Source organism: Janthinobacterium sp. C22, from assembly GCF_057919405.1.
In genome coordinates, this window is record NZ_CP193659.1 from 4,211,217 (window position 1) to 4,226,605 (window position 15,389).

Genomic DNA, 15,389 nt, shown 5'->3' on the forward strand with positions numbered 1-15,389 from the left:
GGGCTAGAATCTGGCTGCGTCGTGCTACTCACGAGGCGGCAATGGCGCCATGACAAAAACCACCAGGAGACACAGTGAGCTTATTTAGAACCAAGAATTTGGATGACATGATCGCCCACAGCAAGAAGCCGGGAGGACTGGCCAAGGTGCTGGGCCCCTTCGACCTTGTGCTCATGGGCATCGGCGCCATCGTCGGCACGGGCATTTTCGTGCTCACCGGCACGGGCGCGCTGACGGCCGGCCCCGCCCTGTCGCTGTCGTTTGTCGTGGCGGCCGTCGCCTGCTGCTTCGCCGCCCTGTGCTATGCGGAATTCGCCTCCACCGTGCCGGTGGCCGGCTCCATCTACACCTACAGCTATGCGACTTTGGGCGAGCTGGCCGCCTGGATGATAGGCTGGGACTTGCTGCTCGAATACGGCCTGGCCGCGGCGGCCGTCTCCGTCGGCTGGTCCGGCTACTTCCAGTCGCTGCTGTCGGGCTTTGGCATCACCCTGCCCGTGGCCCTGACGGCCGCGCCGGGCGCCCTGCCCGGCGTGACGACCTTCATCAACCTGCCCGCCCTCGTCATCATGCTGCTGCTGACGGCCATGCTGGGCTGGGGCGTGCGCGAATCGGCGCGCCTGAACAACATCATGGTGGCCATCAAGGTGGGCGTGGTGCTGCTGTTCATCATCTTCGGCGCGCGCCACGTGCAGCCGGCCAACTGGCAGCCCTACATGCCGTTCGGCTACCACGGCATGCTGAGCGCCGCCGCCCTCGTCTTCTTCGCCTTCATCGGCTTCGACGCCGTCACCTCGGCCGCCGAGGAAGTCAAGAAGCCGTCGCGCGACCTGCCTATCGGCATCATCGGCTCGCTGGCCGTGTGCGCCGTGTTGTACGTGGTGGTGTCGGCCATCATGACGGGCATCGTGCCGTATCAAAAATTCCTCGGCGTCGACCATCCCGTCTCGCTGGCCCTGCAGTATGCGGGCGAAAACTGGATCGCCGGCTTCGTCGACCTGGGTGCCATCCTCGGCATGACCACCGTGATCCTGGTGATGGCCTTCGGCCAGACGCGCATCATCTTCGCCATGTCGCGCGACGGCCTGCTGCCCAAGCGCTTGTCGACCGTGCACCCGCGCTTCCACACGCCGTTCTTCGCCACCTGGCTGGTGGGCATCGTCTTCGGCCTGATCGCCGCCGTGATCCCGCTCAACATCCTCGCCGAGCTGATCAACATTGGCACCCTGGCCGCTTTCACCATGGTCTCCGTCGCCGTGGTGGTGCTGCGCAAGAAGCGCCCGGACCTGCATCGCGCCTTCCGCTGCCCCGGCGTGCCCTTCGTGCCGGCGCTGGCCGTGATCCTGTGCGTGGGCCTGATGACTTTCCTCAGCTGGGTTACCTGGGTGGCCTTTTCCATCTGGCTGGTGATCGGCCTGGTCATCTATTTCGGCTACGCGCGCCGCCGTTCGCTGCTGCATCCGCAACAGTAATCGCGTCACTGCGCCATCGCAGTAAGATGGCGGTCTCGCAACCCCGCAGGCCGCCATCCATGCAACCTTCCCCGACCTCATCGCCCAGCTGGACCAGAGCACGGACCAGCTCAAGCGCGCGCGCCTGCGCGGCATGCAGTGGCTGGCCGCCGGCTTGCTGCTGCTCGCCGCGCTGGTGTTTGCCGTGGCCCGCTCGCAGCGGGGCGGCCACCCCGCCTGGGGCTATGTGGAGGCATTCGCCGAAGCATCGATGGTGGGCGCGATCGCCGACTGGTTCGCCGTCGTCGCCCTGTTCCGCCACCCGCTGGGCATCCCCCTGTGGCATACGGCCATCATCCCGAACAGCAAGGCCGACATCGGCCGCAGCCTGGGCGCCTTCGTGGAAAACCATTTCATCACCGAGCAAGGCATCGCCGAGCGCATCGCGCAAGCCGATCCCGCCGCGCGCCTGGGGGCCTGGCTGATGGACGAGGCCCACGCGCGGCAGCTGGGCATGGCCGGCGCCGGCGTGGCGAAACAGCTGCTGGCGATGGCCGACCACGACACGCTGGGCCGCCTGCTGCGCCAGCAGGCCAGCGGCTACCTGGCGCAATTGAACCTGTCGGACGTGGCGGCCGACTGCATCGATGCGCTGATCGCCGACGGCAAGCCGCAGCAGCTGCTGGACTTCATGCTCGACCGCAGCGCCGCCTACCTGGACGACGAACGCCACCACGCGGCCATCGGCGACTTCGTGCTGGGCGCCTTCCAGATCGAGAACGCGCTGGTGAAAAAGGCCGTGAAGGCGTATGAGCCGCGCATGATCGCCTCGCTGCAAAAATTCGCCCTCGCCGTGCGCATCGACCCCGGTCACCCGTTGCGCCAGCGCATCGCCGGCTGGATCGCCGACAGCGCGCTGCACCTGAAGGCCGACCCGCAGTGGCAAGCCACGGTGCGCCGCTACCAGTTGCAGCTGATCGCCAGCGACACGCTGCAAGCGATGCTCGGTGACGTCTGGAAGCATATCAGCGCGCGCCTGCTGGCCGACCTGCATGCGGATCAGCCCGTGCTGGCGCAAGTGGTCGCCGGCGTGGCGCGCAACACGGGCCTGGTACTGGGCAGGGACGAGCATGCGCGGGCATGGCTGAACGGCGCCATCGTCGCCGGCAGCGGTTCGCTGGTGCGCCGCTACCGGGGCGAGGTGGGCGCCTTCATCGCCGGCCGGCTGGATTTGTGGAGCAAGGAAGAAATGAGCGAACGCATCGAACTGGCCATCGGGCGCGACCTGCAATTCATCCGCATCAACGGCACCATCGTGGGCGGCCTGGCCGGCTTGCTGATCTACGCCGTGAGCCAGGCGCTGTAAGCGCCATCCATCAGCCGGGCACCCTGCCAGGCAGGCCCGCGCACGACACCACGCCGCACGCGGTGCTGAACAGTGCCGGCACGCCGGCGCGCCCCGCGCCGATGCAGGCCGCGGCCGGCACCACGGCAAACAGCAGCAGCAGGTAGCCGATCGCCTTCAGGCGCGGCACGGATGAACGGCGGACACCCGCGCCCGGCCCGTGCGGGTGGCCCTTGCCTGCCTCTTTGCTGCTCCTTGCCGACATCGTCGTATGCATGTCCATCTCCCGTATCGAGCCTAACTGGTCCGTCTTCACTGCATTTTGCTACATAAATTTACCAAATACAATAAATAAATGCACGGAAAAATGATTTTTTCTGTCCCAGGACAAGCCGCGCGATAGAAGAAGAACGGCCGCGCCGCAGGGAGACCGTGGCGAACTTCGGCTTCAGCGCCTTTCCTGCGTAGTGCTTGCGCGTGCAGAAAATCGACACAAATCATGAAAATCATAATATTCGTTGAAATCATTTTTATTTGGTGTATGATGAGCTCAAAGGAGAACGCAAGGCGATGCGGCAAGCCTGATTGCCGCGACCGCCCGGTATCTCCGCCTTCTTTGTAGGGGACAAGCACATGAACAAAACCCTGGCCTTGCGCCTGCTCGACGCCGCCGACGACGCCGCCGTCATCATCGATACGGGCTCGCGCATCCGCTATGCGAACGACGCCATGTATGCGCTGAGCGGCTATGCCGCAGGCAGCCTGCCGGGCCAGCAGATCGAGGCGCTGCTGCCCGACGCCGTGCGCGAGCAGCATGGCGCACGGATCGGCGCATACCTGGCCGGCCACAAGCAGTCCAGGGTGCTGGGCCACAAGCGCCATTTCGCCATTCGCCACCGCGATGGCACGATGCTGCCCATCGTGCTCAAGGCCATGGACCTGGGTACCCTGGACGACGAAAACTTCATGGGCGCCTTCTTCATCGACCAGCGCCGCGAACTCGCCCTGGAACAGCAGAATGCGGCCCGCTGGCAGCAATTGCAGCGCATCGCCCTCAGCGATCCCCTGACCCAGCTGTCGAACCGCCGCGCCTTCGAGACCGACGCCGTGCGCGCGGCCGCGCGCTCCAGGCGCTCGGGCCATCCGATGACCATCGGCATCGCCGACATCGATTTCTTCAAGCGGGTCAACGACCAGCATGGCCACGCGGCCGGCGACGCCGTGCTGCAAGTCGTGGCAGCGACGATCCAGTCCCAGGCGCGGGCATCCGACGTCGTCGCCCGCGTGGGCGGCGAGGAATTCGGCTTGCTGTTCCCCCATACGGACATGGCCACGGCGCGCCAGGTGGCCGAACGCATCCGCCTCGCCGTGGCCGACACATGCGTCGACTTCGAGCACGCGCCCATCACGGCGACGATCAGCATCGGCCTGGCGCCGCTGCCCCACGACGGCGACTGGAAAGCCGGCTTCATGCAAGCCGACGCCGCCCTGTACCAGGCCAAGAAGAATGGCCGCAACCGCGTCGAGCAGGCTTGAGCGCCGCCCGGCATCCCCCGCAGTTTCATGCATCACGCAACACCTGACAGGAGCAAGCACATGGAAACCATCACCACACATGCCGCGGCAGCGGGGCAACCGGCGCAAGCGGGCGCCCGGGAATTGCTGGTCTTTGGACTCGGCAAGGAGGAATATGCGATCGACATCGGCCTGGTGCAGGAAATCCGCGGCTACGGCGCCGTCACCCGCATCGCCAACGCGCCCGCCTTCCTGAAGGGTTTCATCCACCTGCGCGGCAGCATCGTGCCGCTGGTCGACCTGCGCATCGCGCTGGGCCAGGCAGAACCCGCCTACGACGCTTCGACCGTGGTCATCATCCTGATCTTCGCGCATGGCGCCACCGGCATCGTGGTCGACCGCGTGGCCGACGTGGTGCCGCTGGCGCCGGCGCAGATCAAGCCGCCGCCGCAGCTGCACGGCTCGGCCATGGCCGGCCATGTGACGGCCATCGGCGCCCTCGACGAACGCATGCTCATCGTGCTGGACATCGACAGCCTGCTGGCCGGCCTGGGCATGCACGCCACGGGCAGGCTGGCCGCCTGAGCCGGCCATCGCCGCCCCGCCCGCCACTGACCGCCATCCGCCGGAGATACCATGAGCATCCTGATCGTCGATGACAACGACACCAACCTGAGCCTGCTGTCGACCCTGGCGCGCAAGGCCAGCGCCATCGAGTCCGTCTGCATGAACGATCCCATCGATGCGCTGACCTGGTGCGAATCGAACGTGCCGGACCTGGTCTTGCTCGATTACCGGATGCCCAGCCTGTCGGGCAACGAATTCCTCAGCATTTTCCGCAAGATGGAGGGCATGGCCGACATCCCCATCGTCATGGTCACCACCGAAAACGACCGCGCCGTGCGCAAGCAGGCTTTTTCGCTGGGCGTGACGGAGTTTCTCACCAAGCCCGTCGACACCATCGAGTTCAGCCTGCGCGTGCGCAACCTGCTGGCCCTGCGCACGGCGCAGACCATGCTGGCCGACCGCGCCAAGCTGCTGGAACACGAGGTGGCCCAGGCCATCGCCAACGTCACGGCCAGGGAGATGGAGCTGGTCGCGCGCCTGGCGCGGGCGGCCGAATTCCGCGACCCCGAAACGGGCGCCCACATCATGCGCATGGCGCGCTACTCGGCGCTGATCGCCAGGGAGCTGGGCCTCGACGCGCAATGGCAGGACCTGCTGCTCAAGGCGGCGCCCATGCACGACGTGGGCAAGCTGGCCACGCCCGACCATATCCTGCTCAAGCCGGGACGGCTGGACCCCGATGAAATGGCCATCATGCGCCAGCATGCGAAGATCGGCGGCTATATCCTTGCCGGCAGCGACTCACCGCTGATCCGCCTGGCCGAGGAGATCGCCTGCGGCCACCACGAAAAATACGACGGCAGCGGCTATCCGGATGGCCTGGCGGGCGAACAGATACCGCTGCCGGCGCGCATCGTCGCCGTGGCCGACGTCTTCGACGCGCTCAGCTCCGAACGCCCGTACAAGCCGGCCTGGCCTTTGGCCCAGGCGCGCCAGTACCTGGAGCAAAACAGGGGCAGCCATTTCTGCCCGCTGTGCCTCGACGCCTTCCTGGGGGCCTGGGACGAGGTGCTCGCCATCCGCAACAGCCTGCCCGACCCTGTCCATCACGACGCCCACCCACTATAAGCGAGGAGCCTGCCATGCGCGTGCAACAACTGATCCTGAACAGCCATGCGGACTTCGATGCCGCCCTGGCGCCCCTGGCCGCCATGGCGCCCGACCTGGTGCTGGTCTTCGGCGCCTGCCCCTACTTTGCCACGCCCGGCCTGACGGCGGCGCTGCAGCGCCAGTTGCCGGGCGCCGTCGTCGCCGGCTGCTCCACGGCCGGCGAGATCGCCGGCAAGCGCGTCTACGACGACAGCTGCGTCATCACCGCCATTTGCTTTGCCCGCACCACGGTGGCGATTGCCGACGCCATCATCTGCGACATGGCGGACTCGCGCGATGCGGGCGAGCGCCTGGCGCAGGCCTTGCCGCAGGACGGCCTGGCGGCCGTCTTCATGCTGGGCACGGGCGTGGCCATCAACGGCAGCGCCCTGATCGCCGGGCTGCAGGCGAACCTGCCGCCCGGCGTGACGGTGTCGGGCGGGCTGGCGGCGGACGGCGGCGCCTTCCGCCAGACCTGGACCCTGGGCCCGCGCGGCGCGGCCGACAATACCATCGTCGCCGTCGGCCTGTACGGCGAACATATCCGCCTCGGCTACGGCAGCCATGCGGGCTGGGAAGCGTTCGGCCCCGCGCGCAAGGTGACGCGCTGCGTCGACAACGTGCTGTATGGCCTGGACGGCGCGCGGGCGCTGGACATCTACAAGCTGTACCTGGGCGACCATGCGCGCGGCCTGCCCGGCTCGGGGCTGCTGTTCCCGTTTGAAATGCTCTCGGCCGCGCATGAAAAAAGCAATGTCTTCCGCACCATCCTCGCCGTCGACGAGGAACAGGGTTCGCTGACCCTGGCCGGCGACATCCTCGCCGACGGCTACCTGAAATTGATGCATTCCAGTACCAACCGGCTGATCGACGGGGCCGAGACGGCCGCGCGCGGCGTCGTGCCCCATGCCGATGCGCAGGGCGACCAGCTGACCCTGCTGGTCAGCTGCGTGGGACGCAAGCTGGTGATGGGCGACCGGGTCGAGGAAGAGGTCGAAGCGGTGGCCGACCAGCTGGGCGGCGCAGCCTGCATCGCCGGTTTTTACTCGAACGGCGAAATCGGCATCGCCCAGCCGCACGGCGCGTGCCAGTTGCACAACCAGACGATGACCGTCACCGTCCTGAGCGAAGCATGAACCGCACCCTGGCACGCCAATTGAACCGCGTCTGCGGCATCGACTCGGAAAGCGCCTGCGCCGCCTTGCTGGAACAGGCGCAGGCACTGAGCGGGCAAGCGGGCACGCCGCCCGAACTGGCCGGTTTCCTGGCCGGCTTGCCGGCCCTGCTGCAGCGCATCGACGGCGCCTACGAACAGTCCGAACGCGACCTGGACTTGCGCTCGCGCAGCCTGGAACTGAGTTCGAATGAGCTGAGCCTGACGAATGACTTGCTGCGCACGGAACTGGCCAGCCGCAACCGCGTGATCCAGTCGCTGCGCGTGGCGGCCGTGCGCTTGCTCGACAACGACGATTCCGGCCTGCGCCTGCCGCAGGAAAGCGATATCGAGGGCCTGTCGGTGCTGCTGGCCGAGCTGGTGTCGCAGCAGGAACTGCGCCGCATCGAATTGCAGAACCAGCGCTTCGCGATGGACCAGCACGCCATTGTCAGCATCACCGACACGGCCGGCGTCATCATCTACGTCAACGACAAGTTCTGCGCCATCAGCGGCTTCGCGCGCGAAGAGCTGATCGGCCAGACGCACCGCCTGATCACTTCGCACACATGCGGACGCCTTCTTTGCGCAGATGTGGCAAACCATTACCGCCGGCCAGGTCTGGCACGGCGAAATCTGCAACCACGCCAAGGATGGCGGCCAATACTGGGTGGACGCCACCATCGTGCCCTTCCTCGATGCGGCCGGCAAGCCCTATCAGTACATCGCCATCCGCACGGAAATCAGCGACAGCAAGCGCATGGCCGAGACCATCGCGAAAAGCGAGCGCGAATACCGCAACGTCGTCAACAGCCTCAACGAGGTGGTCTTCCGCACGGATCTGCAGGGCGCCTGGACCTTCCTCAATCCCGCCTGGCACACCATCACGGGGTTTTCCATCGCCGGCAGCCTGGGCAAGAACGTGCTGCAATTCGTCGATGCGCGCGACCGCGAGCGCGCCGCCGACGGCCTGTCCCAGCTGCTGGGCGGCCAGGTGGACAGCATGCGCCATGAGGCGCGCTATGTCACCAGCGACGGCGACGTGCGCTGGATCGACGTGTGCGCGCGCGCCGAACGCGATGGCCAGGGGCGGCTGGCGGGCGTCACCGGCAGCCTGACCGACATCACGGAGCGGCGCCAGGCGGCGCGCGAGCTGCGGCACAACCTCAACTTCGTCGACGCGCTGATCGAGACCATCCCCATCCCGCTGTACCTGAAGGACGTGCAGGGCCGCTACCTGCGCGCCAACCGCGCCTTTTGCGCCTTCTTCCAGCTCGACCAGGCGCGCATCGCGGGCCTGACGGTGGCCGACATCCTGCCGCGGCAGGAGGCGCAGCAAGTGCTGCGGCACGACCTGGCGCTGCTGCAGGACCGGGGCAACCAGACGTACGAAGACCGGCTGACCGTCGGCACGCGCCAGGTCGATGTCCTGTTCAGCAAGGCGGCCCTGCTGAAGTCCGACGGCAGCCTGCACGGCCTGGTCGGCACCATCGTCGACATTTCCAGTCAAAAGGCGGCCGAGCGCGCCCTGCTGCTGGCCAAGGAAGTGGCCGAATCGGCCAGCCGCTCGAAGAGCGAATTCCTGGCCAACATGAGCCACGAAATCCGCACGCCGATGAACGGCATCCTGGGCATGACGGACCTGGTGCTCGATTCCGACCTCGATGGCCACCAGCGCAAGTACCTGGAAATCGTCAAGGCCTCGGCCGACGCCCTGCTGTGCATCATCAACGACATCCTCGATTTCTCGAAGATCGAGGCGGGCATGCTGACCCTGGAAAGCGTCCCCTTCGACCTGCGCCAGCTGCTGCAGGAAACCCTGCGCGCGCACGCCATGCGGGCGCAGGCCAGCGGCCTGGAACTGGTGCTCGACGTCGATCCCGCGCTGCCGCACACGCTGCTCGGCGACCCGGGCCGCCTGCGCCAGGTGCTGACCAACCTGGCCGGTAATGCCATCAAGTTCACGCCGCAAGGCGAGGTGGTCGTCAGCGCCCGGCTGCGCGCCAGCGGCGCCGGCATGGCCAGCCTGCGCCTGTGCGTGCGCGACACCGGCATCGGCATCGCCGCCGACATGCGGGAGGCCGTCTTCGACGCCTTCCAGCAGGAGGATGGTTCAACCACGCGGCGCTTCGGCGGCACGGGACTGGGCCTGTCGATCACGCGCCGCCTGGTGACGATGATGAAGGGCAGCATCGGCCTGTCGAGCGCACTGGGCAAGGGCAGCTGCTTCAGCGTGGACTTGGACCTGCCCATCGGCGAGCAGCAGCCCTTGCCGCCGCCCGGCGCCACGCTGGCGGGACGCGCCATCCTGCTGGTCGACGACAACCCCAGCAGCCTGACCATCCTGCGCCGGATCTTCGGGCACAGCGGCGCCATGGTCACCGCCTGCGAGTCCGGCGAGGCGGCGCTGGAGCACTGCCGCGGCGCCTTGCCGGCCGACTGCATCATCATGGACTACGCCATGCCCGGCATGAATGGCTTCGACACGGCAGCGGCGCTGGCCGCCCTGCCCCACTGGAGCCAGGTGCCCATCGTCATGCTGTCGTCCTGCGGCAGCCTGGGCGACGCGGCGCGCTGCCGTGAACTGGGCATCGGCGGCTACCTGCTCAAGCCCGCCAGCCCCGAGGAACTGCTGGCCACCACCACGAGCATGCTGGGCACGTGCCGCGGCATGCCCGGCGCGGCACCCGCCGCCATGCGCCACGCCGCGCGCGAAGGCATGCCCGGCCTGGACATCCTGCTGGTCGAGGACAATGCCATGAACCGCGAACTGGCCACCGTGCTGCTGTCGAATGCGGGCCACCGGGTCACGCATGCGGCGAACGGCCGCATCGCCCTCGATTGCCAGGCGGCCCGCCATTTCGACCTGATCCTGATGGACCTGCAGATGCCGGAAATGGGCGGTTTCGACGCCACCGCGCAGATACGCGCGCGCGAAGCGCAGGGCATGCCGAGAAGCGTCATCATCGCCATGACGGCCAGCGCCTTCGAGGGCGACCGCGAACGCTGCATCGCCGGCGGCATGGACGACTACCTGTCCAAGCCATTCCGCACGGCCGCCTTCCAGAGCCTCATCGAGCGGCATGTGCTGCAAATAGGCCAGCGGATGCCTGCGGCGGACAGCCTGCCCGGCTCCCGCTTCGACTACGCAGCAGCGCTGGCCCAGGCCGACGCCGACGTGATCGGCATCATCGGCGCATCGTTCCTGGCCGGCTTGCCGGCGCAGCTGGAGGCGCTGCGCGCGGCCCTGCAATCGGGCGACCGGCCCACCGTGAGCCGGCAGGCGCATACCCTGGCCGGCTTGCTGGCCAACTTCCGCGCCGCACCGGCCGTCGCCATCGCCGCCGCCATCGAGCGCGAAGCGGTCGAGGCGCCGCAGGACGCGTTGCTGGCGCGGCTCGATGCGCTGGACGAGCAATTGCGGCTGTTTGTGCAGGAAACGGGCGCGGCCATCCAGGCGGCAAGCCACATGCTGCACGCATCCGGGCAAACTTGATATAGATCATAATTTTTTGAACAAGCTCTTGCTATCCTGTAAAAAAATAACGGGAGCCCTGGATGAGCAAGACGCAGCCGAGCGAGACGCAGCACAAAGTGGAACATGAGCGCCTGGGCAGCGCCTGGCAAGGCGTGCCGGCGCACGACTATCCGGAAAGCGCGCCGGAAGGCGCCACCCTGGACCTGCTGCTGAACGCCTGGCTGGGCAAGTTCACGGGCGGCATTTCACCGGCTGCGCTGGGCAACGCCTATGCCGACTGGCTCAGCCATCTGGCGCTGGCGCCATCGAAGCAGCAAGCCTTGCTGCAGGAAGCGTGGAAAAAGATCGGCCGCTGGCAGCAGTACGCCGTGCAGGCTGCGCTGCCGGGTGCGCCCTCCGGGCCGCCGTGCATCGCGCCGCTGCCGCAGGACCGGCGCTTCGAGGACGCGGCCTGGCAGCGCTGGCCTTACAACCTGGTCTATCAGGGCTTCCTGTTGCAGCAGCAATGGTGGCACCGCGCCACCACGGGCGTGCGCGGCGTCGCGCCGCACCACGAGGATGTCGTCACATTCACCGTGCGCCAGTGGCTCGACATGCTGGCGCCGTCGAACTTCCTGCTGACCAATCCCGTGGTGCAGCAGGCCACCCTGGAAAGCGGCGGCGCCAACCTGGCGCGCGGCATGGCCCACGCGGCCGAGGACTGGCAGCGCGCCGCCATGGGCGCGCATGCGCCCGACCAGCGCACCTATCAGGTGGGCGTGAACGTGGCCGTCACGCCGGGCAAGGTGGTCTACCGCAACGACTTGATCGAATTGATCCAGTACGCCCCCGCGACCGCCAGGGTGCATGCCACGCCGCTGCTGTTCGTGCCTGCCTGGATCATGAAGTTCTATATTCTCGACCTGTCGCCGCACAATTCGCTGGTGCGCTACCTGGTGGAGCAAGGGCATACGGTGTTCATGATTTCCTGGAAAAACCCGCAGGAAGAAGACCGCGAGCTGTCGCTGGAAGACTACCGCCAGCTGGGCGTGATGGAGGCGCTCGACGCCATTGCCCGCCTCACGGGCGCGCCGCAGGTGCACGCGGCCGGCTACTGCCTGGGCGGCACCCTGCTGGCGATCGCCGCCGCCAGCATGGCGCGCGACGGCGATATGCGCCTGGCCAGCCTGACCATGCTCGCGTCGCAAGTGGACTTCAAGGAGCCGGGCGAACTGTCGCTGTTCATCGACGAGAGCCAGGTGAGTTTCCTGGAAGCGGCCATGTGGAAGCAGGGTTATCTCGATACCAAGCAGATGGCGGGCGCTTTCCAGCTGCTGCGCTCGAACGACCTGATCTGGTCGCGCCGCCTGCGCCACTACCTGCTGGGACTCGACGAGCAGGACAGCGACCTGATGGCCTGGAATGCGGACGCCACGCGCATGCCCTGCCGCATGCACTCGGAATACCTGCGCCGTCTGTTCCTGCACAACGACCTGGCCGAAGGGCGCTACCGCACGGCTGGCCGCCACATCGCCCTGCCCGACATCAAGGCGCCCATCTTCGCCGTCGGCACCCTGACGGACCACGTGGCGCCGTGGCGCTCCGTGTACAAGCTGCAGCTGCTGACCGACACGGACGTCACCTTCCTGCTCACCTCGGGCGGCCACAACGCGGGCGTGGTCTCGCCGCCGGGCCAGCCGCGCCGCAGCTACCAGCTGGCCACGCACCGCCACGACGCGCCCTACGTCGATGCGGACAGCTGGCAGCGCGACGTGCCGCACCACGATGGTTCGTGGTGGCCCGCCTGGCAAGCCTGGCTGGCCCGGCGCCCGGGCGAGCCGGTGGCGCCGCCGGCCATGGGACCCGCCCTGGGCGACGCGCCGGGCAGCTACGTGCTGCAGACCTGAGAACCGACAACCGACAACCGAGGAAAACACCATGCCCTACACTACCCTGCTGGTCCACGTCGACAATTCCCGCCACTGCGCCCAGCGCATCCGCCTGGCCGTGCGCCTGGCCGTCGCCGAGGGCGCGCACCTGATCGGTTCGGCCATGAGCGGCATTTCGCGCTATGCGTATGGCGGCGGCGTCAACGCGCTGCAGTTTGCGCCGGCGCAGATGCAGGCGCTGCGCACCCAGGCCAGCGAAGCCTTGCACGATTTCGAGCGCATCGCCCGCGAAGAAGGCCTGGGCACCTACGAAACGCGCTTCGTCGACGACGACGCGCAAGGCGCACTGCTGCTGCAGGCGCGCTATTGCGACTTGCTGATCCTGGGCCAGACGGATGCGCAGGACACGCCGTCGCGCGTCATCGCCGGCACGGCCGAATACCTGATGCTCCATTGCGGCCGGCCCGTGCTGATGGTGCCGCACGCGCCTTGCGCCGCGCCAGCGGCCATCGCGCAGCATCCGCTGCTGGCCTGGAACGGCAGCGCCGAAGCGCTGCGCGCCATCACCGATGCGCTGCCGCTGCTGCAAAGGGCGCGGCAGGTGACCCTGGCCGTCGTCAATTCGCACGCCCAGCCGGCCGCGCACGGCGAGCAGCCGGGCGCCGACCTGGCCCTGTACCTGGCGCGCCATGGCGTCAACGTCGAGGTGCTGCAGCACGACACGCCGCCGGGCCAGGACGTGGGCGCGGCCCTGCTGGCCATGGCGGCCCAGCGGCAGTGCGACCTGGTCGTGATGGGCTGCTACGGCCACATGCGCCTGCGCGAAGCGCTGCTGGGCGGCGTCACGCGCACGGTGCTGCAGGACATGACCTTGCCGGTGCTGGTGTCGCACTAGCGCCGCCGGGCGGGCCTTCAGCCTTCCTTCAGCGGCTCCTCATCCGCGCTTCATGCGCGGCGCCGATACTGCTCATGCCCCCAACCACACAGGAGTACAGCATGAGCAACACCCCCGACGCCGGCACGCATTGCCACGCCCGCCGCCGGCTGCTGCTGGGCACAGCCGCGTTGGCCGCCCTGGCCGCCTGCGGCGGCGGCAGCGTGCCGCACGGCGCCCGCGCGACGGACCGGCAGATCGCCGTCGCCCCCGGCGTCAGCCTGCATGTGCGCGACTGGCCACCGGCGCAAGGCGGTGCCGATGCCGATGCCGACGTGATCGTGCTGCTGGCCGGTCTGGGCGGCAACGCCTACGCGTTCGACAGCCTGGCGCCCGCGCTGGCGCGCCGCCACCGCGTGCTCGCCATCACCCGGCGCGGCTACGGTTCCTCCGGCAAGCCGCTGCCGGTGAATGACGCCAACGATATGACGTATGCGCCCGCCACCCTGGTGGCCGACCTGCTGGCCGTGCTCGACGCCCTGCACGTCGGGCGCATCATCCTGGCCGGCCATTCCGTCGCCGGCAACGAGGTGACGCTGTTCGCCGGCAGCCACCCGCAGCGCGTGCGGGGACTCGTCTATCTGGACACGACCTTCGATTATCTGGCCAGCGGCGGCTATGAGGAGCCTGAAGCCACGCCCTACGACGAACCGCCGCCTGGTCCGGACGACCTGGCATCGCTTGCCGCCTCGATCGCGTATGCCAGGCGGATCAACAAGCAATGGTGGCCGGCCCTGGAAGCGAACTGGCGCGACGCCCTGGAAGTGCTGCCCGGCGGCGCCGTGCGGCCGAATACCCCACCCGCCGTCGCCAGGGCCATGGACATGGCCGCGCACAATTTTTCGCCCGACTACCGCCGCGTGCGCGCGCCGGCCCTCGTCATCACCGTCGATCCCGGCACCTTGCGCAACCTGTTCCCATGGCTGTTGCAGGCCGACCCCGCCACCCAGGCCCGCGCGCAAGCGGTGCTGGACGATTTCCGCACGCTGCGCCTGGCCGACGGCGACCACCTGGCCGCCGCCCTGCCCGGCAGCAGCCACCTGCTCATCCACAACGGCTTCCACAGCGATTTCTTCATCGAATACGAAACGGCCGTGGCAGGCGCCATCGAAGCCATGCGCTGGGACAGATGACGCACCGCTGGCAAGGCAGGCGGGCGGGCGGAGAAGGTCTACAATGGATGTGCATCCCCCCACCATGTCCCTTTGCCACAAGGAGTATCCGCATGAGCCAGCCAGCCACCATCGTCCTCGTCCACGGTTTCTGGGGCGGCGCCGCCCACTGGAGCCGCGTCATCCTCGAATTGCGCCGCCAGGGCCACACGGCCATCCGCGCCGTCGAACTGCCGTTGACGTCGCTGGCCGACGACGCCGAGCGCACGCGCAAGATGGTGGCGCAGGTGAATGGCCCGGTATTGCTGGTGGGACACTCCTATGGCGGCGCCGTCATCAGCGTGGCCGGCAATGCGCCGAATGTGGCGGGCCTCGTGTACATCGCCGCCTTCGCCCCCGACGCCGGCGAAAGTCCGGGCAGCATCACGCAGGAACACCCGCCCCTGGGCGCGGCCAATCTGGAAGGCGACAGCGACGGCTATCTGTGGGTCAAGCCCGAGCAATACCATGACAGTTTTTGCCAGGACCTCGACGCGGAAGAAGGCGCCGTGCTGGGCGTGGTGCAGAAGGCGCCGCTGGCCGGCACCTTCGGCGACACCGTCAGCGACCCGGCCTGGAAGCATAAGCCCAGCTGGTACCAGATTTCCAGCGCCGACCGCATGATTTCCCCGTCAATCAGGAGCGCATGGCGGCGCGCCTGCAAGCGCGGAAGGTCATCACGCTCAACGCCAGCCATGCGTCGCTGGCCTCGCGTCCCGTGGAGGTGGCGGCGCTGATCCTGGAGGCGGCCAGCGCGCTGGCGCAGGCATAGGCGGCG

The 15,389-nt window shown here is 67.9% G+C and carries 11 protein-coding genes and 3 pseudogenes; 13 read left to right on the forward strand and 1 reads right to left on the reverse strand.

Features of this window, described 5'->3' with window-relative positions; translation table 11 throughout:
- The first annotated feature begins 74 nt into the window (after positions 1–74).
- Both bcaP and ACRHIG_RS19760 read left to right on the forward strand, forming a co-directional pair.
- Positions 75–1,472 (forward strand): branched-chain amino acid transporter BcaP, encoded by a 1,398-nt coding sequence (gene bcaP / locus ACRHIG_RS19755; protein ID WP_475414836.1) that lies wholly within the window; start codon positions 75–77, stop codon positions 1,470–1,472.
- A 133-nt stretch (positions 1,473–1,605) separates the two neighbouring features.
- On the forward strand, positions 1,606–2,817 hold the full coding sequence (locus tag ACRHIG_RS19760; RefSeq protein WP_489627596.1) for a DUF445 domain-containing protein: 1,212 nt from the start codon (positions 1,606–1,608) through the stop codon (positions 2,815–2,817).
- Positions 2,818–2,827: 10 nt separating this feature from the next.
- Here ACRHIG_RS19760 and ACRHIG_RS19765 read toward each other — a convergent pair whose 3' ends face one another.
- On the reverse strand, positions 2,828–3,073 hold the full coding sequence (locus ACRHIG_RS19765) for a hypothetical protein (protein ID WP_475414834.1): 246 nt from the start codon (positions 3,071–3,073) through the stop codon (positions 2,828–2,830).
- A 356-nt stretch (positions 3,074–3,429) separates the two neighbouring features.
- Here ACRHIG_RS19765 and ACRHIG_RS19770 point away from each other — a divergent pair, with 356 nt between their 5' ends.
- The 11 genes and pseudogenes from ACRHIG_RS19770 (at position 3,430) to ACRHIG_RS19820 (ending at position 15,383) form a co-directional block, all read left to right on the forward strand.
- On the forward strand, positions 3,430–4,332 hold the full coding sequence (locus tag ACRHIG_RS19770) for a GGDEF domain-containing protein (RefSeq protein WP_489627597.1): 903 nt from the start codon (positions 3,430–3,432) through the stop codon (positions 4,330–4,332).
- 60 nt (positions 4,333–4,392) lie between these two features.
- A complete protein-coding gene (locus tag ACRHIG_RS19775) occupies positions 4,393–4,896 on the forward strand; it encodes a chemotaxis protein CheW (protein ID WP_475414832.1) in 504 nt (167 codons plus the stop codon).
- Positions 4,897–4,947: 51 nt separating this feature from the next.
- On the forward strand, positions 4,948–6,006 hold the full coding sequence (locus ACRHIG_RS19780) for an HD domain-containing phosphohydrolase (protein ID WP_475414831.1): 1,059 nt from the start codon (positions 4,948–4,950) through the stop codon (positions 6,004–6,006).
- A gap of 14 nt (positions 6,007–6,020) precedes the next feature.
- On the forward strand, positions 6,021–7,163 hold the full coding sequence (locus tag ACRHIG_RS19785) for an FIST signal transduction protein (RefSeq protein WP_475414830.1): 1,143 nt from the start codon (positions 6,021–6,023) through the stop codon (positions 7,161–7,163).
- A 449-nt stretch (positions 7,164–7,612) separates the two neighbouring features.
- Positions 7,613–7,684, forward strand: a pseudogene (locus ACRHIG_RS19790) (hypothetical protein); the annotation flags it as partial.
- An 82-nt stretch (positions 7,685–7,766) separates the two neighbouring features.
- Positions 7,767–7,916 (forward strand): annotated as a pseudogene (locus ACRHIG_RS19795) (PAS domain-containing protein); the annotation flags it as partial.
- 24 nt (positions 7,917–7,940) lie between these two features.
- A complete protein-coding gene (locus ACRHIG_RS19800) occupies positions 7,941–10,676 on the forward strand; it encodes a hybrid sensor histidine kinase/response regulator (RefSeq protein WP_489630838.1) in 2,736 nt (911 codons plus the stop codon).
- 62 nt (positions 10,677–10,738) lie between these two features.
- Positions 10,739–12,544, forward strand: coding sequence for a PHA/PHB synthase family protein (locus ACRHIG_RS19805; protein WP_489627598.1), 1,806 nt, complete (start codon positions 10,739–10,741; stop codon positions 12,542–12,544).
- A gap of 31 nt (positions 12,545–12,575) precedes the next feature.
- Positions 12,576–13,421, forward strand: coding sequence for a universal stress protein (locus tag ACRHIG_RS19810; RefSeq protein ID WP_475414827.1), 846 nt, complete (start codon positions 12,576–12,578; stop codon positions 13,419–13,421).
- 101 nt (positions 13,422–13,522) lie between these two features.
- Entirely contained in the window at positions 13,523–14,593 is a 1,071-nt protein-coding gene (locus ACRHIG_RS19815; RefSeq protein WP_489627599.1) for an alpha/beta hydrolase, read from the forward strand.
- A 92-nt stretch (positions 14,594–14,685) separates the two neighbouring features.
- Positions 14,686–15,383, forward strand: a pseudogene (locus tag ACRHIG_RS19820) (alpha/beta hydrolase).
- Positions 15,384–15,389 lie beyond the last annotated feature (6 nt).